Source organism: Paraburkholderia sp. ZP32-5 (assembly GCF_021390495.1).
GTDB lineage: Bacteria > Pseudomonadota > Gammaproteobacteria > Burkholderiales > Burkholderiaceae > Paraburkholderia.
The window spans coordinates 1,860,293-1,884,180 of the sequence record NZ_JAJEJP010000002.1 but is presented as its reverse complement, the minus strand read 5'-3'; the positions used below and the strand labels follow the sequence as shown (position 1 = coordinate 1,884,180).

At 63.2% G+C, this 23,888-nt stretch carries 19 protein-coding genes and 1 pseudogene; 6 read left to right on the top strand and 14 right to left on the bottom strand.

What is annotated here, in order from left to right:
* Nucleotides 1–75 precede the first annotated feature (75 nt).
* Genes L0U82_RS27070 through L0U82_RS27050 form a run of 5 tightly spaced genes read left to right on the top strand, consistent with a single transcriptional unit; the run spans nt 76 to nt 8,111 of the window.
* Entirely contained in the window at nt 76–1,692 is a 1,617-nt protein-coding gene (locus tag L0U82_RS27070; protein WP_233835939.1) for an efflux transporter outer membrane subunit, read from the top strand.
* Between the two features lie 34 nt (nt 1,693–1,726).
* Nucleotides 1,727–2,893, top strand: a complete 1,167-nt coding sequence (locus L0U82_RS27065; protein ID WP_233835938.1) for an efflux RND transporter periplasmic adaptor subunit — start codon at nt 1,727–1,729, stop codon at nt 2,891–2,893.
* Nucleotides 2,890–6,021, top strand: coding sequence for an efflux RND transporter permease subunit (locus L0U82_RS27060; RefSeq protein ID WP_233835936.1), 3,132 nt, complete (start codon nt 2,890–2,892; stop codon nt 6,019–6,021). The genes L0U82_RS27065 and L0U82_RS27060 overlap by 4 nt, the downstream gene beginning before the upstream one ends.
* A gap of 15 nt (nt 6,022–6,036) precedes the next feature.
* Nucleotides 6,037–6,750 (top strand): response regulator, encoded by a 714-nt coding sequence (locus tag L0U82_RS27055; RefSeq protein WP_233835934.1) that lies wholly within the window; start codon nt 6,037–6,039, stop codon nt 6,748–6,750.
* Nucleotides 6,747–8,111, top strand: a complete 1,365-nt coding sequence (locus L0U82_RS27050) for an ATP-binding protein (RefSeq protein ID WP_233835933.1) — start codon at nt 6,747–6,749, stop codon at nt 8,109–8,111. Before L0U82_RS27055 ends, L0U82_RS27050 begins: the two co-directional genes overlap by 4 nt.
* Before the next feature lie 50 nt (nt 8,112–8,161).
* Here L0U82_RS27050 and L0U82_RS27045 read toward each other — a convergent pair whose 3' ends face one another.
* The 7 genes from L0U82_RS27045 to L0U82_RS27015 form a co-directional block, all read right to left on the bottom strand.
* Nucleotides 8,162–8,428 carry a hypothetical protein gene (locus L0U82_RS27045; RefSeq protein WP_233835932.1) on the bottom strand — a complete coding sequence of 89 codons (267 nt, stop codon included), beginning with the start codon at nt 8,426–8,428 and terminating at the stop codon, nt 8,162–8,164.
* Nucleotides 8,429–8,585: 157 nt separating this feature from the next.
* Entirely contained in the window at nt 8,586–8,972 is a 387-nt protein-coding gene (locus L0U82_RS27040) for a DUF1634 domain-containing protein (protein ID WP_233835931.1), read from the bottom strand.
* Complete coding sequence (locus L0U82_RS27035; RefSeq protein WP_442793701.1) at nt 8,969–9,871, bottom strand: sulfite exporter TauE/SafE family protein; 903 nt, start codon at nt 9,869–9,871, stop codon at nt 8,969–8,971. Before L0U82_RS27035 ends, L0U82_RS27040 begins: the two co-directional genes overlap by 4 nt.
* An 11-nt stretch (nt 9,872–9,882) precedes the next feature.
* Nucleotides 9,883–10,638, bottom strand: a complete 756-nt coding sequence (locus L0U82_RS27030) for a GntR family transcriptional regulator (protein WP_233835929.1) — start codon at nt 10,636–10,638, stop codon at nt 9,883–9,885.
* 36 nt (nt 10,639–10,674) lie between these two features.
* Nucleotides 10,675–10,992 (bottom strand): transposase, encoded by a 318-nt coding sequence (locus L0U82_RS27025; RefSeq protein ID WP_233835928.1) that lies wholly within the window; start codon nt 10,990–10,992, stop codon nt 10,675–10,677.
* Nucleotides 10,993–11,197: 205 nt separating this feature from the next.
* Nucleotides 11,198–12,544 (bottom strand): MFS transporter, encoded by a 1,347-nt coding sequence (locus tag L0U82_RS27020; RefSeq protein WP_233835926.1) that lies wholly within the window; start codon nt 12,542–12,544, stop codon nt 11,198–11,200.
* Between the two features lie 43 nt (nt 12,545–12,587).
* Nucleotides 12,588–13,742, bottom strand: coding sequence for a M20 aminoacylase family protein (locus L0U82_RS27015; protein ID WP_233835925.1), 1,155 nt, complete (start codon nt 13,740–13,742; stop codon nt 12,588–12,590).
* Nucleotides 13,743–13,998: 256 nt separating this feature from the next.
* Here L0U82_RS27015 and L0U82_RS27010 point away from each other — a divergent pair, with 256 nt between their 5' ends.
* On the top strand, nt 13,999–14,598 hold the full coding sequence (locus tag L0U82_RS27010) for a MarR family winged helix-turn-helix transcriptional regulator (RefSeq protein ID WP_233835924.1): 600 nt from the start codon (nt 13,999–14,001) through the stop codon (nt 14,596–14,598).
* Nucleotides 14,599–14,621: 23 nt separating this feature from the next.
* On the opposite strand, the gene L0U82_RS27005 is transcribed toward L0U82_RS27010, so the two are convergent.
* The 7 genes and pseudogenes from L0U82_RS27005 to L0U82_RS26970 form a co-directional block, all read right to left on the bottom strand.
* Nucleotides 14,622–14,885, bottom strand: a complete 264-nt coding sequence (locus tag L0U82_RS27005; protein ID WP_233835923.1) for a PAAR domain-containing protein — start codon at nt 14,883–14,885, stop codon at nt 14,622–14,624.
* A gap of 348 nt (nt 14,886–15,233) precedes the next feature.
* Nucleotides 15,234–15,494, bottom strand: a complete 261-nt coding sequence (locus L0U82_RS27000) for an Imm32 family immunity protein (protein WP_233835922.1) — start codon at nt 15,492–15,494, stop codon at nt 15,234–15,236.
* A 219-nt stretch (nt 15,495–15,713) separates the two neighbouring features.
* Nucleotides 15,714–15,864 (bottom strand): annotated as a pseudogene (locus L0U82_RS40015) (RHS repeat-associated core domain-containing protein); the annotation flags it as partial.
* Between the two features lie 18 nt (nt 15,865–15,882).
* Nucleotides 15,883–16,191 carry a hypothetical protein gene (locus tag L0U82_RS26990; RefSeq protein WP_233835921.1) on the bottom strand — a complete coding sequence of 103 codons (309 nt, stop codon included), beginning with the start codon at nt 16,189–16,191 and terminating at the stop codon, nt 15,883–15,885.
* 14 nt (nt 16,192–16,205) lie between these two features.
* Nucleotides 16,206–17,798 carry an RHS repeat-associated core domain-containing protein gene (locus L0U82_RS39925; RefSeq protein ID WP_326489761.1) on the bottom strand — a complete coding sequence of 531 codons (1,593 nt, stop codon included), beginning with the start codon at nt 17,796–17,798 and terminating at the stop codon, nt 16,206–16,208.
* A complete protein-coding gene (locus tag L0U82_RS26975; RefSeq protein WP_233835920.1) occupies nt 17,776–21,189 on the bottom strand; it encodes a DUF6531 domain-containing protein in 3,414 nt (1,137 codons plus the stop codon). Before L0U82_RS26975 ends, L0U82_RS39925 begins: the two co-directional genes overlap by 23 nt.
* 17 nt (nt 21,190–21,206) lie before the next feature.
* On the bottom strand, nt 21,207–23,861 hold the full coding sequence (locus L0U82_RS26970) for a type VI secretion system Vgr family protein (protein WP_233835919.1): 2,655 nt from the start codon (nt 23,859–23,861) through the stop codon (nt 21,207–21,209).
* Nucleotides 23,862–23,888 lie beyond the last annotated feature (27 nt).

Below are 23,888 nucleotides of genomic sequence, written 5' to 3'. Positions count from 1 at the left end.
GTTTTCACACGAGTTTCCACACGAGTTTCCACACTAAGCCCGGCGATACGCAGACGCCAACCAACCAGCCATGCGATGAAACCAGTCCCATCCCGCCGTCTGCGCATTGCCAGCGTGTCGTGCGTCGTCGCCGTGAGCGCGCTCGTCAGCGGATGCGTGACGGTCGGTCCGGACTTCAAAACGCCGGACGTGACGCTCGAAGAGCAGTGGTACGAGAGCCTGCCCGCCGCCGCGCAGGCCGCGCCCGCGAACGAGGCGGCATGGTGGAACGCGTTCAACGACCCGGTGCTCACGGCGCTGGAGGCGCGTGCGGCCGAGCGTAATCTGTCGGTGCAGATCGCTGGTTTGCATATCTTCAAGGCGCGCGCGCAGCTCGCGATCAGCGAGCAGGATCTGCTGCCGCAGTCCGGCAGCGTGACGGTCGCCGCGAACCATATCAACACGAGCGGCGTCGGGCCGCTTCCGCCGACTCACCTGTGGGCCGAGCATCTGCATGTGAGCGCGAGCTGGGAACTCGATTTCTGGGGCAAATACCGCCGGCAGATCGAATCGGATCGCGCGCAGCTGCGCGTGTCGGAAGCCGCGTACGACAACGCGCTCGTGTCGCTGTTCGGCGATGTCGCCAATGCGTATATCGATCTGCGCGCGCTCGAAGAGCGCATCCGGGTCGCGCAGCAGAACCTGAAATCAGTGCAGCAGAGCCTCGCGCTCACGCAATCGCGTTACGGGCACGGCGCCGCGACCCAGCTCGACGTCGAACAGGCGGCCACATTGGTGGCTGAAACCGAGGCGCAGATTCCGCCGCTCGTCAAAGCACGCGCGCAGGATCGCGACACGCTCGCGGTGCTGCTCGCCGATCCGGTCAGCGCGATCGATGCGCAACTGAAGGGCAGTTCGGCGATTCCGGTGCCGCCCACGCAGATCGATGCCGGCATCCCCGCCGATCTGCTGCGCCGCCGCCCCGATGTGCGTCAGGCCGCGCTCAACGCGGCCGCCCAATCGGCGCTGATCGGCGTGCAGAAGGCGAAGCTGTATCCGTCGCTATCGTTGACCGGGTTGTTCGGTTTGTCGTCGGGCGAGCAGCACGGGATCGGTCTGTCGCAGTGGGGCAGCAAGACGATCGGGCTCTTTTCCGCGGGCGTTACGCTGCCGATCCTCGACCGGAGTCAGTTGAAGAACGCGGTGCGTATTCAGGACGCGGCGTTCCAGGAAGCGGTGTTCGATTATCAGAGCACGGTGCTGCAGGCGCAGAGGGAAGTGGAGGACGCCATCGCCGGCTTGCGCACGTCGCTCGATGCGCTGGCCGCGTCGTCGCGCGCGGTCGATGCATCGCAGCGCGCGTTGAAGCTCGCGAATGCGCAGTATCGCTCCGGTGATGTGACCTACGACACGGTAATCGACGCGTCACGTTCGGTGTTGCGCGACGGCGATTCGCTCGCGCAGAACCAGGGGCTGGCGGCGCTCGCCGCCGTGTCGCTGTATCGCGCGCTCGGCGGCGGCTGGGAAGTTGCGCAAGGGCAGTCGCTCGTTAGCGCTCAAATCGCCGAACAGATGGCACGGCGCACCGACTGGGGGAATCTGCTGAATCCGCCCGCGAATTCGTGGCTCGCGCGCGCCAACGTGAGCGACATGAACAACATGGACAACACGGGCCGCATGGGTCAAACGAGCGAACCTGGTAGCGGCCAATAGCCGGATGACGAATCGAGGCTTGGAGAACAACAACATGGATAACCAGGGTGGCACGCCTCGACGCTTGCAGGCGAGCGCTGACGAAAACGTAGAAGCCGCACGAACGGAAAACCGCCGCTCGAATGCGCCGACGGCACAGCGCCTCGCCATCACGCTATGCATTGCATTTACAATCACGCTCGCCGCGTGCCGCAACGGCAATACGCTGTCATCGCAAGACACAGTGCCGCAGGTCAGCGTGATGCATCCGGTCGCGCGCGAGGTGCGCGATCAGATCAGTTTGAACGGCACGGTCGCGCCATCGGCAACGGTCACGCTGGTCGCACGCGTGCAGGGCACGCTGAAGGAAATCGGCTTTACGGATGGTTCTTATGTGAAGCAAGGTCAACTGCTGTTTCGTATCGAGCCCGATACGTACCGCGCACAATTGCTATACGACCAGGCCGCGCTCGATAACGCCGAGCAGGAACTGACGCGCCAGAAGCAACTGACGACCGATAATGCGACCTCCGAATCGACGTTGCAAAAGGCACAGACCACGCGCGATCAGGCGGTCGCGAAGCGCGATATGTCGCGTATCAATCTGAACTACACCGACGTGCGCGCGCCGTTTGCGGGCCGCATCGGCGCGCGGGCGTTCGACGTCGGCAATCTGGTCGGCGCGTCCGATTCGTCGAAGCTCGCGACGCTCGATCGCATTCAACCCGTCTATGTGAATTTCACGCTGAACGAGCGCGACGCGAATCGTATTGGACTGTTCACACAGCCGCCGCGCACCGTGCGGGTCAGCGTGTTCGGTGCAATGCAAGGAGACGGTGAAGATGCCGCGCTCGAATTCGTCGATACACGTGTCGATTCCGACAGCGGCACGCTGCGTTTGCGCGCCGATATCGCGAATCCGGACGCGCATCTGATTCCGGGCATGTCGGTCGTCGTGCAGATTCCAGCCGGCGCGCCGCATCCTGCGCTGCTCGTACCCGATAACGCGATCCAGCACGATCAGGCCGGCGCATTCGTGTTCGTGGTGAATGCATCGAACGTCGTCGAGAAACGCGCGGTGGCGACCGCGGGCCTGTTCGGTTCGTTGCGCGCGATCCCGACCGGACTCGCCGCCAACGACCAGGTGGTGACAGGCGGCGCGCTGGCGATTTCGCCGGGCGTCAAGGTGCAGCCGAGCGCCGCCGCGCAGGGCCAGTCATGATCCGCTTCTTTGTCGAGCGGCCGGTTTTCGCCAATGTGATCGCGTTGATCGTGATGCTGCTCGGCGCGGTCGCGCTGATCAATCTGCCGATCGCGCAATATCCGCCGATCACGCCGCCCACCGTACAAGTGCAGGCGCGCTTCCCCGGCGCGAGCGCGGCGACGCTGATCAATCGTGTCGCGCTGCCGATCGAAACCCAGGTGAACGGTGTCGAGAACGCGCTCTACATGCAGTCGACCAGCACCAACGACGGCACCTATACGCTGACCATCACGTTCGCGGTCGGCACCGACGTCGACAAGGCGCAGGTACTCGTGCAGAACCGCGTCGCGGCGGCCACCGCGCAATTGCCGCAGGCGGTGCAGCAACAGGGCGTGACCGTGCGCAAACGCTCGACCGCGATCCTGCAGCTCTATACGCTCGAATCGCCGGACCCGCGTTACGACTCGCTGTTCCTCAGCAACTACGCGGTGATCAATCTGCGCGATACGCTCGCGCGTCTGCCCGGCGTCGGCGACGTGACCGTATTCGGCACGGGCCAGTACAGCATGCGAGTGTGGCTCGACCCACGCAAGCTGAGCCAGCGCAATCTGAGCGCCGCCGACGTGATCCAGGCGATCCAGAGCCAGAGCCGCGACGTCAGCGCCGGTCAGCTCGGCTCTGAACCGAACGCGGGCGGCGAGGCATTTCAACTGACGGTGACGATGCAGGGCGCGCTATCGACGGCCGACGAATTCGACAACATCATCATCAAGGCCGATCCGGCGGACGGCGGGCGCTTCGTGCGGATTCGCGATGTCGGCCACGCCGAACTCGGTTCGTCGAGCTACGGGCAGTTCTTCAATCTCGACGGCAGGCCGGCGGCCGGCATCGCGATCTATCAGTTACCCGAAGCTAACGCGTTGCAGGTCGGCAATGCGGTGAAGGCGACGATGGCGCGTCTCGCGAAGAACATGCCGAAGGGCATCAGCTATCAATTGCCGTTCGATACGACGACCTTCGTACGGCAGTCGGTGCTGGACGTGTACAAGACACTGTTCGAAGCAGCGCTGCTGGTGCTCGTCGTGATCCTGCTGTTTCTGCAGAACTGGCGCGCGATGCTGGTGCCGGCCACGACGATTCCGGTGACGATCGTCGGCACGTTCGGCGCGATCTATATGATGGGTTTCTCGATCAACCTGTTGACGCTGTTCGCGATCGTGCTGGCGATCGGCATTGTCGTCGACGATGCGATCGTCGTCGTCGAAGGGATCACGCAGCATATCGAGCAGGGCAAGACGCCGAAGCAGGCCGCGATCGATGCGATGCACGAACTGCTCGGGCCGATCATCGGTATCACGCTCGTACTGATTTCGGTGTTTCTGCCATCGGCGTTTCTCGGTGGCGTGACCGGGCAGATGTACCGGCAATTCGCGCTCGTGGTGGTGGCAACCACGATCATCAGCGCGATCAACGCGGTCACGCTGAAACCGGTGCAAAGCGTGCGCTGGCTGCGGCATTCGAAGCCGGGGCGGCCGAACATCATCTATCGCGGGTTCGACAAAGCGTATGCGCGCGTCGAACACTTCTATGTGGGCATCGTGTCCTGGTTCGTCAAACGCTCCTCGCTTGCACTCGTGATCGCGTTGCTGCTCGGCGCCGGCTCGGCATTTTTGCTCACGCGCGTGCCGACCAGTTTTATTCCGCTCGAAGATCAGGGCTACGTGCTGATCGCCGCGCAGCTCGCTGACTCGGCGTCGCTCGAACGCACGCGCGACGCGAGCCGGCAGATCGAAAAGCGCATCGGCGCGATTCCAGGCGTGAGCCATGTGGTGTCGATCGGCGGCATTTCGCCGCTCGACAACAACGCGTCGCTATCGAACTCCGCGCTGATCTACGTGACGCTCGACGACTGGAGCGTACGCGGCAAGAGCGAAGATCTGCGCTCGCTGTATCTGCGCATGAATAGCGAACTCGCGAAGCTGCCCGATATCCGCTCGGTCGTGATCGTGCCGCCGCCGATTCAGGGGCTCGGCAACAGCGGCGGCGTGCAGATGCAGGTGATGCTGACCGACGGCTCGCTGAACTACCGGCGTTTGCAGGATGCGACCGACGCGTTGATCGCGAGCGTCGCGAAACGCCCGGAATTGCAGCGCGTGTTCAGCCCGTTTCGCGCGGCGGTGCCGACCGTCGAACTGACACTCGACCGCGCGAAGGCCGAATCGATGCAGGTGCCGGTGGGCAACGTATTCGATCTGTTGCAGGACTACGTGGGTTCGAGCTACGTGAACCAGTTCACCGCGTTCAACCACACGTTCCCGGTATTCGTGCAGGCCGACGGCGCGTTTCGCCGTCAGACCGACGATATCCGCCGCTTGCAGATTCGCAGTAACACCGGGCATATGGTTGAGCTCGGCACCTTTATCGACGCACGTCCGGCGCTCGGGCCCGCGGTCGCGACGCTGTACAACCTTGCGCCGGCCGCCGCGATCAACGGCAATCCGGCGGCCGGCTACAGCACCGGCGATGCGATCGCCGCGTTCGAGCAGGAAGCCGCGCGCGTTCTGCCGGCCGGTGTCGGTTATGAATGGACGGCGATGTCGTATCAGGAGAAACTGGTCGGCAATTCCGCGTACTGGATTTTCGCGGTCGGCGTGCTGCTGGTGTTCTGCGTGCTCGCCGCGCAATACGAAAGCTGGCTGCTGCCGGTCGCGGTCGTGCTGGCGGTACCGCTCGCGTTGCTCGGTACGGCCGGCACGCTCGCCGCGCTCGGCATCGCGAACAACCTGTACACGCAGATTGGTCTGGTGCTGCTGATCGCGCTGTCGGCGAAAAACGCGATCCTGATCGTCGAATTCGCGCGGCATCTGCGCGCGCAGGGCGTCGATATCGCCGAGGCGGCCGTCGAAGCGGCGCGCCTGCGATTCCGGCCGATCATGATGACGTCGTTTGCGTTCATACTCGGCGTCGTGCCGCTCGTGATCGCGACCGGCGCCAGTGCGAGCGCGCGACGCTCGCTCGGTATCGCGGTGTTTTCCGGCATGCTCGCTTCGACCTGCATCGCCGTGATGTTCATTCCGTCGTTCTACGTGCTGCTGCAGCGGCTGTCGGAGCGCCACGCGGCGCGCAAAGCACAGTCCGATGTCTAAACGAGGAGCTTTCGCATGGATCGCCCCGCCAGGATCATCGTGCTCGACGACGAAGTCGAGTTGCGCAACATGCTGCTGCGTTTTTTGCGCGGCCACGGCTTCGACGTGCGCGCGGCCGAGGACGGCAAGCGCCTGGACCGTTATCTGGAGCGCGAACCGTTCGACCTGCTGATTCTCGATCTGATGATCGGCGAGGAAGACGGCCTCGAAATCTGCGCGAAGTTGCGCGCGCAAGGGCAGACGCTGCCGATCCTGATGCTGACCGCGAAGGGCGATCCGCTCGATCGCGTAACCGGCCTCGAAACCGGCGCCGACGACTACCTCGCCAAACCGTTTCTGCCGCGCGAACTGGTCGCGCGCATCAACGCGTTGCTGCGGCGCCAGAAGATGGCCGCGGGCGATCCGACCGTGACCTCGCAATGCGTACGCTTCGGCGAGTTCACGCTCGATGTCGGCAAGCAGCAGTTGTCGCGCGCGGGTGAGCCGCTGGAGATTCATTCGGCGCAGATGCTGCTGCTGACCGCGCTCGCGTCGTCGCCGAATCGCGCGGTGAGCCGCGACAACCTGCTCGCGCGCGCCCGCGGGCGCGACCATGACGCGCTCGATCGCAGCATCGACGTGCAGGTGCTGCGGCTGCGGCAAATTGTGGAGGTCGATCCGTCGAAGCCGCGTTTCATCAAGACGGTATGGGGCGTCGGCTATATGCTCGTCGCGGATGTCGAATCATGACGCGCGGGGTGCTGCGAAAAGTGCTGCCGAGGACGCTGCTCGCGCGCAACATCGCGCTGTTGATCGTACTCGTGATGCTGAGCCAGATCTGCTCGATCGTCGTGCTGCTGCATTACGTGCAGCGTCCGCGCGTCGAGCGCGCGGCGGGCGTGTTCGCGACCTACGTGACCACGCTCGATAATCTGCTCGCGGCGACGCCTGTCGCGTCGCGCACCGCGCTGACCGCGCGCCTCGATGCGCGCGTGCAACTGCCGCCTGAAGCAACCGAAGATCCGTCGCCGAGTCTGTTGCGTGCGTATCGCAACTATCAGCGCCGCGTGTTTCTCGAAAGCCTGCGCAAGTATCTGCCCGCCGATATGCCCGCGCAGTGGCAGACGAAGGGCGCGCAGCGATTGTGGATTCGCATGCATGCGCCGGCGGCAAGCAACGGTGCCGCGCCGGCCGTGCCGTACTGGATCGCGTTGCCGATTCCCGGGGATGCGCAAGGCAACGGACTCGAAGCCGCGATCATTCTGTCGCTCGGGCTCGGCGTGCTGGCGGCGCTGGCCGGCTACGCGATCCAGTTGCATCTGAACGAGCCGTTGCGCGAGCTGACGCAGGCGGCGCGCCGCGTCAGCGCCGGCGAAACACCCGCGCCGTTGCCCACCGACGGCCCCGCCGAAATCGCCGCGGTCGGCTGCGCTTTCAATCAGATGACGCAGGCGTTACAGGAAGCCGAAGCGACGCGCGCGCTGATGCTCGCCGGCATCTCGCACGACATCCGCACGCCGTTGACGAAGCTGCGTCTGTCGATGGCCATGGCGATGCCCGAGGGCGGCGACAGCAGCTTCGTGGTGGCCGCTGAATCGTATCTGGACCAGATCGAGACGATCCTGCAGCAGTTCATGGATTACGCGGGCAGCGGCGAGCGCGAGGAGGCGCAGGCGGGCGATCTGAACGCGCTGATCGAACGGCTTGCCGGCGATTTCGCGGGCCTCGGGCACGAGTTCGAACTGTCGCTGGGCACGTTGCCGGCTGTCCCGTACCGGCCGATCAGCATGATGCGGCTATTGATGAACCTGATGCAGAACGCGATCGTCTACGGCGGCAGCGGTCTGGCGGTGCGTACGTGGGCGACGCACGACGCGGTCACGGTGGCGGTCGGCGATCGCGGCAAGGGCTTGTCGGCGGAAGAACTGGAAAAGCTGAAGGCGCCGTTCCAACGCGGCCGCAATGCGCGCGCGCACAGCGGCGGGACGGGGTTGGGACTGTCGATCGTCGAGCGGATCGCGCGGCTGCATGGCGGCGGCCTGCAGTTTCATCCGCGCGAGGGCGGCGGGTTGGAAGTGTGGGTGGTGCTGCCGGTCAAGGCAGCACGATAACGGTACTGCAGCGGCTTATGCGGCAACGGCAAGGCAACGCACCGTGCCGCTCACTCCCGGTCGATCCACGCATCGATGCCGACGCGAAACGCGACGCCCGCGATGACCGGCACGGTCAGCATCAGGATGATGCCGAAGTTCGGGATCTGGTCGCCGTACATGATCGGGTTGTACAGCACGACGCCCGCCACGATCGCGAATACGATCACGCCGATGAGGACCATCAGCAGATTGCGTGTCGTCATGGACAGCGTCTTGCGCTTCGCCTTGGCCGGCGTGGGGCGCGCGCCGGGCGCTTCGTCGTGTTGGGCAGGCATGATGGTTCTCGTGACAAAAGTGCGGCATCGGGAGCGGAGGGCGGTGGCTTGCACCGCGCTTGCACTGCGCCGCCACACCGCTTCCGCTCGAAAGACGGCGGGGCGCGCCCGGCATCATACCTGCACGCGCAACGTTTAGGCAGGTGGGTGGCGCGGATTACGCCGCGCCCACCATCAGGCCGACGGCGACGATCGCCAGCACGAGCGCCGCAATCGCGCCGAACCGGTAGTCCCGCCGTCGCAGGAACACGCCTAACATCAATATAAGCCGCATTACCGGCAGCAGGATAAAAAGCGCGATGCCGGCGGTCATCACGGACATGCCGATGGCCGCCGCGTGCGATGTGGAGCCGCCGGTCGCGGTGGCCGGCGCAGGCAGCGCGAGCGTCACAGCGAGCCCGGCGGCGATTGTGATTGACGCGAGCCACGTGCCGTAGTGCAGCAGATTCGCGAGCCAATGTTCGAGCCGATGTTCGAGCTGCCCGCTGCGTGTGATGGCGCCGCTCGTCGCGTTGGGTGTCGCGTTGTGGGTCACGCGCGTCATGTCGTCGCCCCGAACAGATGGACGCCGAACGCGTCGAGCAGCATCTGCACGGCGAGCAGCGCCAGCACCGCGACGAACAGTACACGCAGCCGCTCGTTCGATACCCGCATCAGCAGCCGCGCGCCGAGCGCCGCGCCGGCGACCGAGCCGAGCGCGACCGGCCCGGCAATCGCGGTGACAATCTCGCCGCGCAGAAAATACGCGCCCGCGCTGGCCGCCGCCGTCACGCCGATCATGAAGTTGGAGGTCGCCGACGACACCTTGATCGGCAGACGCAGCGCGGTATCCATCGCCGGAATCTTCAGCACGCCGCTGCCGATGCCGAGCAGCGCCGAAATCAGCCCGGCGCAGTACATCAACGACAGACCGAGCGGAATGCGCCGCACGCGATAGGCGATGTCGCGGCCGCTCGCGCGATCCGGATAGCTCGAATCGAGTTGCAGCGCGGCGCTCCATGAAAGGCGGCGGGCGGGCTTACTGCTGGCGGCGGCTTCAGTTTCGGCTGTTTGAGTCGCTTGGGCCGCGACCGGATCGGCGCGGCGCGCGAGCATTTGCCGTGCCGAGATGATCAGGATCACACCGAAGATGAAATACAGCGCCGCCGTCGGCACGAGTCCGCTCAATAGCACACCGGACAATGCGCCGAGCGTGGTCGCCGTTTCCAGCACCACCGCGAGCCGCACGTTGGTCAGCCGGCCGCGTAGAAACGGCGCGGCGCCGCCGCACGAGCACGCGATCACCGACACGATGCTCGCACCGATCGCGACGTGAATGCCGAGATGGCCGAACGTCGTCAGGATCGGCACGATGAAGATGCCGCTCGCCATCCCGAGCATGCCGCCGAGCGCGCTCGCGCCGAGCGACACCGCGAACAGCCACACCGTGTAGTGCAGATCCATCGCCGCGCCGCTCATGAACCGGCCGGCTTGCGCCGCTGCAGACGGGTGACGAACTGGATCTGGTCGCCGCGGTAATGGAGCTTTTCGTAATCGACCGGACGGCCGCCGTCGCGATACGAAGTGCGCTCGATCCGGAAAACCGGGCTGCCGGTCTTGATTTCCAGCGCTCGCGCGACCGCTTTGTCCGCCGCGACCGCCTCCAGCCGGTATTCCGCTTCGAGCAGCGGCACACCGTACTTTTCTTCGAGCAGCGTGAAGATCGGTTCCGCTTCGAGGTCGTCTTCGATGATCTGTTCGCCGATGTCAGCCGGTAGCCAGGTTTCATCGAAGGAGAGCGGAGTGTCGTCGGCGAGGCGCACGCGCTGGATATGCACGACCGGCGCGCCTGCCTTCAGCGACAGCCTCGCGGCGACGGTTTCGCTGGCGCTTTCGATCCGCTTGACGAGCACGCGCGCGCTGGCCCGGCGGCCGTGCGCGCGCATATCTTCGACAAAGCCGCTCAATTCGGTGAGCGGCTGCGCGAGACGCGGTTGCGTGACGAACGTGCCTTTGCCGCGGCGAATTTCGATCAGCCCGCGCGCGATAAGGTTCTGCACCGTTTTCTGCAGCGTGGTGCGGCTGATGCCGAAGCTCGCCAGTAGGCTGGCTTCGTTCGGCAGCTGGGAGCCGGGCGGATAGGTGCCGTCGGTAATGCGCGCGACGAGTGCTTCTTCGACTTGCGCGTACAGGGGGAGCGAGGTGGGGTGGCCGGTAGTCATGCCCGACATAGTGACGTCATGACGTCACTATGTCAACGAACGGTTTCAACTGTCGATATCGGCCGGCTGCGTAACGTTCGACATGTGCGAAGCGCTCGCGCATTCCGTCAATCCGAACTCGTCGAGAATCACGCTCATCAGGCCATCGCGCCGCCATTGCAGCCATTTGATGTAGCAGGTTTGCGAAGGCGGAAACGTGGCGGGCAGCCGGTGCCATTTTTCCTGGCGCGTGATGACCCACAGAATCGCATTCAGAATTTCCCGCGGATGCCGCGCGGGCCGGCCGAAACGTTTCTGTGGATCGTGTTTGAACAGATGACTGACGCGTGCCCATGCGTCATCGGAAAGGGGTAGATCTAGCATTTCGTCTTACGTGTAACTAACCGGTACATTTAATCTTACGGTTCGATAACGGTCTTCCAATTCCGGATCTGAACGAGGTTTGGGCCGCTGTGTGGTGGATTGCGTCACGCGAATCGATGTTAGTGTTGCTATGTTCAATTCATCACGCATGATTGCGCGTCGCAACCCCCACGCCCCCACTGTCGCCAGGCGCTGGCGGAAGCGACTACATCTGCTGATCGAGCCGCAATTCGATGGGCCTTGCGCGCGCGGCCACCGGCAACACCAGCACACCCGCGATGCCGATCACCACGCTTGCCTGCACGTAGTAGATCGGCGCGAGGTTGCTGCCCGTCGCGTGCACGAGCCACGTGTTCACGAACGGCGCGAGGCCGCCGAAAATCAGTACCGCGAGGTTATACGTGACGGCCGCGCCGGTCGAACGCACGCTGACGGGAAAGACTTCGGTCAGCACGATCGGCGTCGGACCCCAGAAGAAGCTCATCAGACACGACACGCCGATCTGCACCGCGAGCAGCGAGCCGAACGTCGGCATGTTGACGAACTGTTTGAACAGCACATACGACGCGATGCCGTACGCGACGATCGCCGGCAGCAGCACCGTCTTGCGGCCATAGCGGTCCGACAGATAGCCCGCGAGCGGACAGAACACCAGAATCACCGCGGTGCCGATAAAGGTGCTCAGATTGACGTCGGCGGCGGACATGCCGAGCTGCTTCTTCGCGAAGATCGGCAGGAAGAAGACGAACACGTAAGCGGACACGGTACCGACCACCGACATGCCGATACTGCCGAGCACCGCGCGCGGATAGTCGCGAAACACCGTGCGCAGCGGCGTATCGACGGGCTTCACCTTGCCGCGCTTTAATTCGTCCGCATAGGCGACGAATTCCGGCGATTCGTCGACCTGCGAGCGGATCAGCCAGCCGACCGGACCGATCAGGATGCCGAGCAGAAACGGCAGACGCCAGCCCCACGATTCGAGATCGTGCGGCGCGAGATTGACGGTCAGCAGATACGCGACCAGCGCGCCGAGAGAAAACGCCAGCGCCTGCGAGCACATCTGGAAACTGCCGTAAAAACCGCGGCGATTCGCGGGCGCGAACTCGACCAGCATCGTCGTCGCGCCGCTGAATTCGCCGCCGACCGAGAAGCCCTGAATCAGGCGCGCGAGCACCATCAGTAGTGGTGCCGCGATGCCGATTGCGGCGTGCGTCGGCAGAATGCCGATCATGCCGGTGCCGACCGACATCAGCACGATCGTCAACGACAGCGCTTTCTTGCGGCCGACGCGATCACCATACAGGCCGAGCAGCACGCCGCCGAGCGGACGCACCGCGAAGCCGACGCCAAATGTTGCGAGCGTGAGCAGCATCGAAGCGAAGTCGCTGCCGCCCGGGAAAAACAGCTTGGCAATCATCACGGCGAAAAGGCCGTAGATCGCGAAGTCGAACCATTCGAATGCATTGCCGAGTACCGAGGCAATCACTACTTTTCGCACCATCGCCGGCGTGGGTGCCGGCGCGACTGTCGGTGTGCCGCTCTTGCTCATTGCTGTGCCCTCAGATCGATTGCCGGAGTACCGTAATGTCGGATTAGCCGAGCCGTTGCCGGATGATTTCGATGAACACCGCGGCGCCGGTGGGCGCGGTGTCGTCGTCGAAATCGAACTCCGGGTGATGGCACGTGAGGCCGTCGTGGCCGAGGAAAAAGTACGAACCGGGGCGCTGCTGCAGCATGAACGCGAAGTCTTCCGAGGCCATCAACGGCGCGACGTCGACGATCACGTTGTCCGCGCCGAGTATGTGCTCGGCGGCGCGGCGCACGGTTTCGGTTTCGGCGGGGGGGTTCAGCGTGGGCGGCGAGGTTTGCAGATGCTCGAAGCTTACTTCGCAGCCGTACATCGTCGCAGCGCCGTCGCAGATCGCGCGCAGCCGCGCGAGCGTGGTTTGCTGCGCGTTGACCGACAGCGTGCGCACCGTGCCTTCGAGCGACGCGGTGTCCGGAATCACGTTGATCGCGGTGCCCGACAGGAATTTGCAGATGCTGACCACGGCGGTATCGAGCGGATCGATATTGCGGCTCACGATGCTCTGGATCGACTGCACGAGCGTCGTACCGACGATCAGCGGATCGATCGCCTTGTGCGGCATCGCCGCGTGACTGCCAGTGCCCTTGATGTTGATCCGGAACAGATCGCAGGCCGATAGAATCGCGCCGCTGCGCACGCCGATCTTGCCGGCGGGCAACTGGTTGTTGTTGTGCAGCGCGTAGATTTCGTCGCAGTGAAAGCGCTCGAACAGACCGTCGTCGATCATTGCCGAGCCGCCGCGCAGCGTTTCTTCGGCCGGCTGAAAGATCAGATGGACGGTGCCGCGAAAGTCGCGATGCGCTGACAGATGCTTTGCGACGCCGAGCAGGATCGACGTGTGGCCATCGTGGCCGCAGCCGTGGAATACGTTGTCGTGGGTCGAGCGGTGCGCGGGCGTGCCTTTCTCGCTCATCGGCAGCGCGTCCATATCGGCGCGCAGACCGATCGACGGACCGTCGCCACGCGTGCCGCGAATCGTGCCGACTACGCCGGTGCCGCCGATGCCGGTGTGTACGTCGATTGCCCAGCCGGCGAGCAGCTTCGCGACCAGACCGGCGGTGCGATGCTCGTGAAAACCCAGTTCGGGGTGCTGGTGAATATCCCTGCGCCATGCGCGCATCTGTTCGCCGAGCGCGTCCAGTTCGGTGTCCGTCTGCATACCGCCAACCCTCGCTTCTGATGGATGAGTGTGTGGTCCGCCCGCGCGATGCCGCCGGCGTCCGATCCGTTCGAAGAATAATTCATTAGTTGATATTTTCAACTAATGCTTTTCCCTGATATTCGATGACGGTGGAGGTGGCTGGGATATCATCGTCGTTGGCTGGGCAGTGGGCTTCGACGGATTCGCGCGGCAGCCGCCGTTTTTTGCCAACACGCCTCAAGTTAAGCAAAGTCTTCAGACAGGACGCCAGCACATGCGAGCAGGTACGCCATCGGCGGTAGAAAAGGGCAAGACGAAAGTCAACGCGAAGAGCAAAACGAAAGGCGCGGGGAGCGGTGTGCAGAACGACGCGGCGCAAGCTGTTGGCGAGCACTCGGCCGAAGAGAATGGTGCCGCCGGCGGCTATGAACTGGCGTATTTCCTGACCTTCAAGCTCGATCTGATCAAGAGCGAAATGATCAGCCGCGCGAACGCGGCGTATCGACCCGCGTTCGGGCTCGACGTGCGTTCGCTGCGCGTGCTGCGGATCATCTGCGACGCGGCGGGTATCACCGCAACCGAGTTGAAGGAGCAGACGCTGATCGAGAAGACGCTGCTGTCGAAGCTCGTCGCCGATCTGATCGAACGCAAGCTGGTGCGGCGCTCGATTCATCCCGACGACGCGCGCCACTTCCAGCTATGGCCAACGGCGGCCGGCAAACGGGTACGCGCGGCCAGCGACGAGTTGGGTCAGTCGCTGGAGACGGAGATGCTATCGATGCTGTCGGCAGGCGAGCGTGGTGAGTTGAATCGTATCGTCGATAAGCTGGTGGAGGTGTTTCGTAAGACGGGGAGGGGGAGAGGGGGGCGGTGAAGATTAGGACGACGTGCTCGCCGTTATTCGATGATTGCGTCGGTACCCAGTGCAATCAGCTTGCAGCCGCAGGCGCTGCGGTGTCCGTGCAGGGCAACCGGCACGCCGTTGTCGAGGATCATGTCGGAACCCTCGACGATCGGATTGACACCGTGGCCTTCGATCGGACACGAAACCAGGTCGCCCCGGCGCGCGGCCTTGCGGCCCATGATGTTCATCGTGTCGGAGCCGGTGATGATGCGGCCGCCGTGGGTGGTGCTGTCGCCGATGCAGGCAATTGAGGTCATGGTTTGGGGTGGTTGGTTGGGGGGGGCTTCGTTGGTTTTTGAATATTGTGCAGGTCGTGCTCAAACTGGATCGTCGTATTCGAATGCTGCGTTTCGTGCGCGCGTTGAACATATCTTGGCGCCATGCATCTTCAATCAGATTCGCGATGCGGGCGAGGCTAATGGATCGCTCCACTTTATTGAGATCAAGTGCATATAGATGTGCGCCAAACTCGCCCCCTAGCTTGATCGGAACCGTGTAATGGACCGCCCAGTGTTTGGGTCATAATATCGATGCCGTTTATAGTGCCGCCCTACCTCGCGATACAAGCAGATCGACAAGGTAACACCAAAGTATTTCTCATTCGATCAATTTTCATCTGGCTTGACTTTCTCTTGATTGATTGCGATTACGTCGGCGTGGTTTTTATAGGAGAAATTCGCAATTGAATCTTGAAGGTGCATGTGTTCAACATCGTTCACGTTCATTTCGTAAGCGGCATTAATCAGAAACACTCCGAGTGTGCGAATGTCCTCAGCATTTGCAAGGATGGAAATTTCACTCAGCTTCAGCAATTTATCACTACCCTCGATAGTTCCCCAAATTTTCAATTCGCTAAATTTTGTCATAAATCGAATCCTTTATTACGCAAGTAGTCTTTTTTGTTCGCGTCAGTCTGGAGACATCTCTGCGTGATCCGTAGCTCTGGCTACCGTCCTTGTTTACAACGGCCTCCTGCTTTCGAGATTTACACTGGCAGTGAGCGCGGGCCCGTTGGTTAGTATTTTCCATGTACAGCAGGTCAATTCTTATCGACCGTTTTCGATGTCGGCTCATTGTCCAGAACGAGCCAGTCCGAGTGGATCAATCCATTGAGCCGGATTGGACACGGACTGATAGATATTGATGCCACCCGGCCAGCCCGATTGGGTCCTTCGACACGAGTCGCCCATTCCGCCAATCGTAGTACCGATACCGGTTGTAGTGAAGCCCGGTCCCTTCAGCATAATTTTGTTCTTATAGCGGTTCAATTGGCGTACTGAGTTTCATATCTTTCTTTGAACCGATGAGATATTTATCTACTCTTAAGGCTCTGATTTCGTCCAACGTCGCTGCACACCATTCCCATTCGTCGTCCCAAGCAAACCACTTGGCATGACGGGTTTTTTCAATTGTGCATGCGTCAGCTATATCAGTGGTGCACGCATCGAATTCGGCGGCATAACCAATGACACCGCCACCTTTGATTTTTATGAAGCATAGGTAATCGCTTTGTTCGTGGCCATCTACACTAGCTGCCACTGCGATATAGTATTTCTCACTCAAGCTTCACCTTCCGTTTAATTGGGGAAAGAAGTGACCACCTGATTGGTTCCGGGGGTGGTAACTATTCTTACGCTATTCAAAATAGGATTTCCTGCTGCATTTCCTGAAATGCCACCGCCCAATCCCGCTTCGGGATAAGGAATATCGTAGTTCCAGTTCCTGTTGCCGCCAACAGTCGGAGCTATTCCAGTCTGCACAGCCTTGTCCCAAGCTGCGTTGGTCGTCGCGATTGGATCATCCGCAAAGACACCGTGTGAGGGTTTCACTGAATTGTCATTTCCATGTTGCATCACATGATCTACCGCAGTTTCCCCTGTTCTCGGGTTGGTTCTTGACCAGTCCAAACAGCCACACGCAGGGGGCGTAGTAGACGTAAGTCCAAGCGGATCAATCCACTGCACTGGATTCGGCGCATACGCATAGCCGTTAATTCCACCCGCCAGCCCGATCGGATCCCTGCTGATGAACCGCCCGGCGTCCGGATCATAGTACCGATGCCGGTTATAGTGCAGTCCCGTCTCTTCATCATAATACTGCCCCTGAAACCGGATCGGGTTGACCGTCCTGCCCGGGTTGGGCTTCTCCTGCCAGACCTTCGTCCCTTTCTTCACCGCCCCCCAGGCCCTGTACCGCCCGATCCACACCACCTTGCCTGAATCATTGACGATCTCCTGCGGTGTCCCGAGATGATCGTTCAGATAGAACAGCGTCGTGTGTGTAGTCTTCGCCGGCACCCGCACCGCGCGGCCATCGGTACCCGTTGCCAGATACGCGGGCTCGACCAGCTTTTCGTCGAGACGCGCGAGCGGCACGAACGTGCCCGGCTCGTGCAGGTAGAGCGACACGCCCTGCCATGCGACATCCAGCGCATGCGCGCGCTGCGCCACCGGCAGCGAATACGCGTCTTCCGGATCCTCCCGCACCATCGACGCGAGTGCCGGTTCGGGCGCCACCGGACGCGACCACGCCGGTTTCTGCGGCGTACGGGTAAAACGCTCCTCGATCAGCAGCACATCGCCGTCCCACACGAACACCGTGATGTCCGTGTTGCCATCGGGCTGCATCACCTCCTTGACCGTGCGACGGCCGAATGCGTCGTACCGGTATGTCGCCGTCAGCTCGGGAACCGTTCTGCCGATGTATGTCCGGTGGCGGTGGTGCGCATCCGTGCCGTGCTGGTCCGTCGTATCCTCGGGCGTCTTCGCATAGCGACTCGCCTCGACGAGCCGGTTCGACAGGTCGTAGCGATAGACCCACGTCGGTCCACCCCAGTCGATCCGGCGGATCAGGTTGCCCCGCTCGTCGTAGTGATAGCGCGTGTGCTCCAGTTCCTTCAGCAGGTTATCGAGGCACTTCGGCAGCCTGCGTTCGTACTCCGCCATCAGCGCGTCTTCACGGTTCGCGCGTTCGTCCGGACGGGTTCCCATGTAGTACTGCCGGCCCGGATTGGCCGCTTCCCACTGCGCCTGCTCGCGGGTGTGACGCGCGACGCGTTCGGCGAACGTCTCCACTTCGGGTCTTACCGGCACCTTCTCCGGATCAACACGGTTGCCGGCCCGGTCGTAGGCGAACGTCTCCGTCAGGTCAGAGACGGCCCACCGGGTCATAACCGTACGACGTCGCGCCGCGCAGATCATCGTCGATATGTGTCAGGTGGCCCTGCGGGCCATAGCGATAGCGGCGCCCGGACAGACGCGTGGGAGTCTCCGTTGCAGCTGGCTGTGAGTGCGACTGCGCCTGTGGTTGCGACAGCGATGGCGAAGGCGATGGCGCCAGTTGCGCGATCTGCTTCAGCAGCCGCCCGGCCGGATCGTATTCCCGCCGGGCGCTGAACGCCCGGTGCGTCCGCGTGGTCTCGCGATGCAGCCTGTCTCGCTCAAAGTCGAGCAGCGGCTCGCCATTGACCATCACGCCATGCACGTGCCCCGAACCATAGCGTAGCCAGTCGATCTTCAGCGTGTTCGGCAGTTGCGTGCGGGTCCGGTTGCCCAGCGCGTCATACCCATGCCGCGTCACGACCACGTACGGACCAGCGGATTCAGTCCGCAGATGCTGTTCTTCGGCAATCAGGTTGCCGGCGTCGTCGTAATGGAACACCACCCGGCTGCCAGACGTCTGCGCCGCCGTGAGCCGTCCGTGCAGGTCGTAGTAGAACTGCTCGTGGCAGTCCGCGTGCTCCACGCCTGCTTTACGGACGATGCGCTCCTTCAGCCGCCCCAAGGCGTCGCGGGTAAAAAGCGTTTCGACGTCACCTTCGCGCGAGGCGATACGGAACCCCGCCTCATCGTATTCGTGCCGTACCGTCTTCCCGTCGAAGCCGGTCTGCTCAATGAGTTGCCCGATCGCGTCGTATTTAAAACTCGTGGCGCTGCCGTTCTCGTTGATGAGCTTCACCAGTCGCCACTGATCGTCGTACCGGTACATCACCGTATGGCCGGCCGCGTCCTCGCGTGAGACCGGATGCCTGTCCATCTTCCAGGCAAAGCGGGTGACCTGCATCGCGCCATCGATATGCGCCACCACGTTGCCTTCGCCGTCGTACTGGAAGGATTCCGCTGTGCCATCCGGATAGGTCACCTTCACGAGCCGCCCCAGCGCATCGTGCTGGTAGGCCGTTTCCGCGTCTTCGGCGTCGATCCGCCTGAGCAGGTGGCCGAGCGCGTCGTACTGATAGCGGGTCGCATATCCGGAGCAGTCGGTCGCCTGCAGCAGACGTCCGGCCGCATCGTACGAGAAGCGCCGCGCACCGCCTTTGGGATCGGTCAGCGAAACAAGGCGTCCCGCATCGTTCCACGCGTACTGCGTGATGCGGCCGGCTTCGTCTGTCACCGACACCGGTCGACCCAGCGGATCGTAAGCTGTGGTGGTGGTCTGTCCAGCTGGCCTGGTCACCTTCACCGGTAGGCCGTGCGCGTCGTATTCGGTAAGTGTTCTGCGGCCCACCGCATCCGTCTCGGCGACGATGCGTCCCTGCGCGTCGTAGTCGAAGCGGCGCATGCGGCCCGCCGCATCGCGGATGCCGGTGATGTTGTGGTGCGCATCCCACTCGTACGACTCACCGGTGCCGTCCGCGCGCTCGACCCGCACGATCCGGTTGTCGCGGTCGTAGCGGTAGAACGTCACGCTGCCAGCGGCATCGGTGACCTTCGTGAACCAGTGCTCGCGGTGGTACTCGAAGCGCGTTTCCTCGAGGCGCGTTTCCTCAACGATTTCGCGGCCGTTCAGGCGCTCCGCGCCGGGGTGACGGATGGATGTGCGCACGCATTGCGCGCTCGCGGGAGCGGCCAGCCCGTCCGGTTTGCCCGGCCAGTGCCAGTCGAGATGCACGGCGTAACCGTTGAAGTCCGTATAGCGCGTGAGCAGGTGATCGCGATAGTCGTACTCGCGCACCTGGTCCAGCGCATCGTGATGGGCGAGCAGATCGCCGGTGTCGTCATAGCGGTAAGTCGCGAGCAGGCTGGGGTTCCGGCCCTGGCCGTCGATGCGGTGGATTGCACTCACGCGGCCATTGCGGTAGGTCAGGCGGATGGCAGTATCGTGGCCATCGCTGATGGAGATGAGTTGGCCTGCTTCGTTGTAGGTGAGGGTATGGCCAAGACCATCGCGCCCGAGCCGGGACTGCAACCGGTAGCGTGGGCCCGCGAGGAAATAGGTTTCGCGGCTGCCATCCGGATAGCCGAGGAAGATCGTCTTCGCATCCGGCCGCGCCACTGACAGATGCTCGGTAGGCACGTCAACCGCATCACCCACCGCAACAGCCGGCAGCGGCACCGCGCGGTTCTCCGCATCGAAGAAAACCAGCGACCCATCCTCACGCTCTTCGAGCGACAGATGAAACGCACTGCTCCAGCGCGCGCCGAGCGGGCTGCCGTCGTACGCATCGAGGCTCGACCGGTACAGCCGAGACCAGACAATCGGCACGATGCCGTCGACGACGAAGTCGGTCTGCTCCAGGTTCTCATCGCCGGTCGCATAGTCGATCGGCCGCTCGCTGATCCGGTTTGCTGATGGCAGCAGGCAGTGACAGGCCGCAGGTAGCTGGCTCGCCTGGGCACCCGTCTGGTAGTGCCCGATATGCGCGGCGCCCTTGACGTCCGGCTCATGCGCCGGCCCCGGGCCACGTTCGACGACATGCGACGCGTGATGACGCCGCGCCTCGAATGCCCGCGCGATCTGCGCGGCCATCGCCAGCAGCGTGCCGGTCTGTTCCGCAGCGCCGAACGCCCGATCCAGCATTCCATTGCTGTCGCGCTCGAACTGCGCGAGCCAGCCCAGCAGTACATCGCGCACTGGCTCGTCGCTACCGGGCAGCGTGACTGCCAGCAGTTCGTCCACCGCGTGGACCATGACGGTCTCGCGATCGGGCAGCCACGACCAGAATCCCGTGTCCTTCTTCGCTTCGATCGCGCGTTGCTGGGCCAGAACGCCCGGCGGATTCGCGATGAAGGAACGTAACCCCTGGACCGTCTGCGACACCCACCTGCGGATATCGTCCTTCCAGCGCGCCATGTGCTGGTCGAGCTGGGTGAGAAAGTCCTTCGCGTTGCCCTGGGCGGCACCCCACAGCATGTCGAGCGCGGTCGCCGGAATCATGCCCTTCACGAAGCCGATCGCGATGTCCTTCATCACGGTACGCACCGGCACGGGCACCTCATTGCCGCCCGGCACCACGCCGATCGCATCGATCGCGAGGATCATCCAGTTCGACACATCGGTTGCAGCGCCCTGTACCGAGCAGATGCGATACAGGTCGATTGCGACATCCCTGAGCGAGAGCGCATTACCGATGCCCGGCACCATGTACAGGCACTGCACGAAGACTTCGAGTCCGTGGTTCTCGACCGTGTCGATGCCTTTCTGGGTGACGAGGCGGGCCGTAGAGGGCTGGCCGGGCACACTGCTTTGTACAAGGCGCCGGTTCTGCGCGTTGAGTCTAACGGCGGCGGGAGACTGGACGGTCAGCGCGCCATGCTGCGCGGGCGTGGTTTCAGAAGTCATCAGGCAGAGGGGGGCTGTTATTCGAAGGACTGAGCGACAGGCGCGGCAATGGCGTCATCACTCATGCTCGGCACCGACGCACCGGAGGCACTGGAGGCACTGGAGTCACCAGACACCCCAGCGCTCCGCATGCTCACCGCACCGCCCGCAGCATCTTTAAACCGATTCACCGCGCGAGCGACATCACCTGCCGCCTCGTCATAAGCCACCGTTCCACCCCCTCGCGGCACGTTCGCAAGCGTCGCCTTACCCGCGCCATCCAGCGTGCCCGCGCGCCACGAGCCGTCCGCGAACGTGACCTTGTACGGCGCGTTCTTCACCGGCTGCCCATTCGTGTAGGTATGGAAAAGCTGCATGCCGGCGGCTTCCTGCCGCGGCATCATCGGCAGCGCCTGCTGGAGCGTGCCGGACGGCCCGACCTGCAATGGCCCCTTGAGCGTCACGTTGTGCGGACTGCCGATCTCGACACCCGCGCTCGACAGCTTGAGATACGACCCGCCACACACCAGCGTCAGGGACTGGCTAGCATTCAGCGTGATCGAGTCGCCGGTACTCGCAATCGTGATGGCCTTCAATGCCGCGAGGTTCAGCCCGTCACCCTGCGACTGCACGTCGACCAGACCGGCGGCCGCATACAGCTTCATGCCCTGCGTGTTCGCGAACAGCGACACAGCATTGCCCGCGGCCACCGTGTAGTTGCCGCCGACCGCCGCATCGGCATTGCCGCCCGTCGTCGTGAACAGGTGACCGCCTGCCGCAAGCTGCATGTGCTCGCCAGTCGTGAACGCCATGCCGTGCGGCGCGGACGCCAGCAGCACCGCCGCCTGCAGATCGCTGATCTGCGTATCGAGCAGCGTCTGCTGTGCCTCGCAGGCGGCAAGCGTCGCCCTGGCCTGAGCGACGGCTTCGGACAGACTCTTCATACGCGACTGCGCCGCCTGCAACTGCTGCTGGGCCGCTTTCATATCGAACGCCTGACCGCCGGCTTTGTCCTGCGCGTCGGCGGATAGAAACAGCCCATTGCCCGCGCGCAACGCGCCGCGCTCATCGGTGCGCACCTCGAAGCCCTGGCCGCGCGACTGCTGCCGGCTATTCACCAGCGAACCCAGGTTCAACTGTGTCTTGCCGCTTTCCGTCGCGATCTTGATGTGCTCGCGGCCCTCGAGATCCTCCATTTGCAGCGTATTGTTCGAACGCGTGCGGATCGTGTGACGCGTGGCCCACGGATTGCCGCTGACGATCGGGTCCGTCTGTTGCGCGGTATGCAGCACCGCGCTGATATACGGCAGGTCGGGATTGCCCCACAGAAAGGCCACGGTAACGACGACCCCCGGTTCGAGCCCGAAGTGAAAGCCCGTCTGTCCGGGGCCGGCGAAGGGCTTCGCGAGCCGCATCGGGCAGCTGTTCAGGCCGGGCGTTCGTTGGTCTCGGTCCGGATGCAGATCGACGACATAGCGCCCTTGTGCATCGAGATACGGACCCTTGAAGCCTTCGGTCGAAGCGACCGTGCCCGTGATCACGCCGTGCACGCGAGGCCACGTGTGTTCTTCGAGCGGATGCCGATACTGGCGATCACTCGGGATCGCGGTGAAGTCCACCTTGTAGCCTTGCCGGCGCGACGCGCTGCACGCGACACGCACGACCATCAGCCCGTATTTCGCGTCGGCCAGTTCGCGGTTCGACAGCTTCAGCACGCAGCCCGGCGTGAGATCGAGCATGTCGCACGAGCCGCTGTATATGACCTGGCCCGCGAGCGCCGCCTCCTGCCGCAGCAACGCCTGTTCTTTTGCCTCGGCTTCGCTCAGATACGGAGAACCCCAGACGTAGGCCTCGCCGTACGCGGTACGGTCGTTACTAATGGGCTTATCGGCATCGACCGCCTCGGCTGCGGGTTGCTCCGGGCTGTAGCTGCGCACCGCATAGTTCGCGGCAATCGTCGCGGCGCGCATTTCCAGTGACCGCACTGACTCAAGCGCGGTAGTCAGCAAGCCGCCGGGCTGCTGGTATGGCACTGTCAGCCGGTCCGCATCGCGCAGGTAGTACTTGTAGTCGTCGCCGAAACGCACGAACTCGCAGTTCTTGCCCTGTTCGCAGACAAACCAGATGCCGGTACGCCGGCAAAGGCGGGTGATAAACGTGAGGTCGTCCTCCGCCCATTGCATGACGAACGGATGCTTGCAGTAGGACCGGTACAGATCGAAGCGGAAGTCCGCGAGAACCTGGTTGAAATCGTGTTCCTTCAGGATCTGCGTGATGATCTCGACTTCCGTCATGTCGAGAAAGAACCGGCAGCGCGGGCTGTTGCGCAGCAGTGCGAGGCGCGACTCCAGCACGACTTCGTAGACCGCCTGGTCGCGGCTATCCGACAGATGAGCGAAGGCGGTGATCACACCCGGCACACGGCGTGGTTCTTCGGGCGGGCTCCATTGCGTGGCCGGCGGCGGTTGCGTGACGAACGCGGCGCTCTGGTTCACGTAGTCGGTCCGCGACAGATCGTGTTGCGGATGCGTGAACTGGATCGTGTATCGGGTCGGCTCGCAAATCCCGCGGCTACCGGTGAACGAGAAAATATCCGCGAGCGCGGCGCTGGGCGTCTGACGCATTTCGAGGCTGTAGTACTGGTGAACGTCGATGCCTGCGCGCGCGGCCGCATCTGCCAAAGCCGTATTCAAGTTCTATCCCTCCCATTAACCGATGCG